Annotated in this window: 4 protein-coding genes; 3 read left to right on the plus strand and 1 reads right to left on the minus strand. The window is 69.3% G+C overall.

The genetic code is table 11. The annotated features are described in order from the left end of the window. Nucleotides 1-942 (minus strand): MFS transporter (locus tag JF597_RS04655; RefSeq protein ID WP_293989243.1); only part of this gene is annotated, 942 nt, incomplete at its 3' end. A gap of 208 nt (nt 943-1,150) precedes the next feature. On the opposite strand from JF597_RS04655, the gene JF597_RS04660 reads away from it, so the two are divergent. From JF597_RS04660 to JF597_RS04670, 3 genes are all read left to right on the plus strand, one after another. Next, nucleotides 1,151-1,402, plus strand: coding sequence for a hypothetical protein (locus tag JF597_RS04660; protein ID WP_293989246.1), 252 nt, complete (start codon nt 1,151-1,153; stop codon nt 1,400-1,402). Nucleotides 1,403-1,438: 36 nt separating this feature from the next. Further along, the gene (locus JF597_RS04665; protein WP_293989252.1) at nt 1,439-1,912 is read left to right on the plus strand and encodes a MarR family transcriptional regulator; all 474 of its coding nucleotides are present in this window, start codon (nt 1,439-1,441) and stop codon (nt 1,910-1,912) included. Nucleotides 1,913-2,061: 149 nt separating this feature from the next. Then, nucleotides 2,062-3,264 (plus strand): MFS transporter (locus tag JF597_RS04670; RefSeq protein ID WP_293989249.1); only part of this gene is annotated, 1,203 nt, incomplete at its 3' end.

The raw sequence follows: 3,264 nt of genomic DNA on the forward strand, positions 1-3,264 counted from the left end.
ACTGGTGGAGTACATGATCGCGAGGAAGCCGAACATCCCGATCACGGTGACCACCGAGTTCACGGCGAACGCCCGGTTACTGAAGACGCTCAGGAGAAGAAGCGGCGCGTCCGCGCGGTTCTCCACGAAGACGAACAGCCCGAGGAGCACGGCCGCGGCGAGGAACGCGATGACGATCTGCGGGCTCCCCCAGCCGCTCTCGGAGCCCTGGATCACGGCGTAGAGCAGAGCGAACAGGCCGAGTGTGGAGGTGATCTGCCCCGGCCAGTCGAGGGACCGGCCCTCGGGCGCGGAGGAGTCGCGGGCGATGGCCAGCGACAGGAGCGCGCTCACCGCGGCGATGACCAGAACACCGACGTAGGCCCAGCGCCAGTTCGCGTTCCCGGCCCAACCGCTGTGGATCTTGGTGGAGAGACCCGCCAGCAGCGGTCCGAGGAAACCGCCGATCGACAGCGCGGCGGCCCAGATCGCCACGCCGCGAGCGCGGCTGGCGGTGGTGTGGGTGCCGGCCGCCACCATGGCGAGGCTCGTCGGGAAGATGGCCGCGGCCCCGATGCCGCTGAGAAGCTGGGCGAGGATCAGCAACGACACCCGGGTGTCGGTCGAGTATCCCGAACCCGGCACCAGGACCGCGACGGTCGAGCCGACCGCGATGAGCGCGGCGCCCCCCACGAGCAGACGCTTACGGCCGAACAGGTCGCCGAACACGCCGAAGCCCAGTTCCAACGCGGCGACAGGAAGAAAGAAGGCGTCGGCGACCCACGTCAGTTGGGCCGACGACGGCGCGAGATCCTGCTGGAGCAGCCCGTTGATGAGCGAAGGGACGGCAAGGGCCATCTGCGCGAGGCACACGGCGAGAACCACCGCGGCCAGGGTGCCCGAGGTCAGGGTGTATCTGCCACCCTCTCCCTCCACCACCTTCGGTGAATCGATCTGAACCATGGACGACTCCTTGGCGCGAGGCGCTGCTGTCGGAACCGGCGTCCGCTGCCGGACCCTGCTGTGGTGCTTTTTGTCGCGGTCATCCCGGCAACACCGCTGCCGTGCCGCCCCTGAGCTCACGGAGCGTCTCCGCGTCGCCCATCCACCCCACCTGATTCAGGAGGCTGCTCGGCGCGGTGACAACCGGCCGAGCAGCGTCAAGCTAGGAGTGACCTCCATCACGCTCAACGGTCATGTTCATTGGACGGACAAGCCGCCACTGATCCGCACTCTCCAAGCGCACCATCCCTGCACGACGGCTCTGCCGCAGGAGATCGCCCGCAGCCTCGCGGCGGAGGGCGCGGACATCGCGGTGGCGGACATCGATCCGGCCGACGAGCGCGGTGCCCCGCACCCACCGGTGGGCCCCACCGCCCAGCACCGTATGACGTGCTCCGGCCAGTTCAGTATTTTGACATAGGTTTCTTTTCATAGGTAACTTTGTGTCGTGACCGGAATCAGTGAGGCTCCTCCGAGCCAGGGCGTCGACCAGGTGGCCGCAGGCCTCGTGGCGTGCCTGCCCGCGCTGAACCGGTTCGTCAAACAGAGCGTCGACCGCCGACTGCCCTATCCCAAGCTCCCCGAGCGGCAGTTGGCCCTGCTCCAGTACGTCGCCGAGCACGACGGCGCGACCGTCCACAAGGCTGCCGGCGCGCTGCGGATGATGCCGAACAACGTCAGTGCCCTGGTCACCCGCCTCACCGACGCGGGCCTGCTGGAACGGCACCAGGACGACACCGACAAGCGCGTCGCGCACCTGCGTGTCACCGCCAAGGCGCGTCAGCGCATCCGCCAGGCCGAGGACGTCGCGGCGCGACAGCTCGCGGCCGCGCTGCGCACTCTCACGGACGGCGACCGCGACGCCCTCGGCTCGGCGCTCGGCGCCCTCGAGGCCCTCACCCGGCACCTGCGCGACCACTCCGCCGCCTGACCGTCCGGTCCGGCCGCCCTACGCCTCCTGCCCTTGCCGCCGCTGCGGCAGGGCCGGATGTGCGGGCTGCTGCGCATCCCCCACTCACAGCTCGCCCCCCATGTCCACGCGCCCCAGCCGCGCGCCACACGTCCGAGGACAGCTCACACATGCCTGTCACCGCTGTTTCCACAGCGCCCACTCCCGTGTCCGACCCCCACCCCCGCGGTCTTCGCTCCAACCCCTGGCTGACGCTGCTCGCTGTCGCGTTCGGCCTGTTCATGGTCGGCCTCGACGGCTCGGTCGTCTCGATCGCCAACGCCGAGATCGCCCGCGACCTGAGCGCCTCCACCGCCGAACTGCAGTGGGTCACCAACTCCTACCTGCTCGCCCTCGCCGCCGCCCTCATCCTCGGCGGCAAACTCGGTGACCGCTTCGGGCGCCGCACCCTCTACCTCGTCGGCGTCGTCGGATTCACCCTCGCGTCCGTCGCGATCGGGCTGGTCGGCTCGATCGAGGGCGTCATCGCCTTCCGGGCCGTTCAGGGCCTCTTCGGCGCGATGCTCATGCCCAACACCCTTGCGTTGCTGCGTGCGGTGTTCCCGCCGAAGAAGTTCGGCATGGCGGTCGGCATCTGGGCGATGATCTCGTCCGTCGCCACCGCGCTCGGCCCGATCGTCGGCGGACTGCTCGTCCAGCACGTCAACTGGGAGTCCGTCTTCTACATCAACGCCCCCATCGGCGTGATCGCCCTCGTCTTCAGCCTCCTGGTGCTGCCGCAGTCCAGGAACGAGGCGGCAGCGAGCGAGAAGTTCGACGTGCCCGGCGTCGTGCTGCTCGCGCTCGGACTGCTCGCCGTCGTCTTCGGCGTCGTCAAGGGCGAGACCTGGGGCTGGACTTCGGCCGGCACGCTCGGCGTGATCGCCGGGGGCGTGGTCGTCCTGGTCCTCTTCGGCTGGTTCGAGACCCGCGTCGCGCACCCTCTCCTGCCCATGCGGCTGTTCCGCAACCCGGCCCTGACCATCGGTACGGTCGTCACCGCGCTGAACTTCTTCGTCCTGCTCGGCATGATCTTCTTCGTGATGCTGTACCTGCAGAACGTGCACGGCTTCACGCCCGTCCAGGCCGGTGTGCGCACCCTGCCGCTCAGCCTCGCCTCCATGGTGGCCTCGCCGCTCGGCGCGAAGCTCACGGAGAAGTTCGGCGCGCGCCTGACCATGCCGCTCGGGATGGTGCTCCAGGCCGGCGCCGCGTTCACGATGCTCGCGTGGAGCGCCGACTCCTCGTACGCCGCCATGTGGCCGCCGTTCGTCGCGCTCGGTCTCGGCGTCGGCATCGTGATGGCCGCGTCCTCCGACGCGATCGTCGGCAAC

Origin of the sequence: Streptomyces sp. (assembly GCF_019510245.1) — a bacterium.
Taxonomy (GTDB): domain Bacteria; phylum Actinomycetota; class Actinomycetes; order Streptomycetales; family Streptomycetaceae; genus Streptomyces.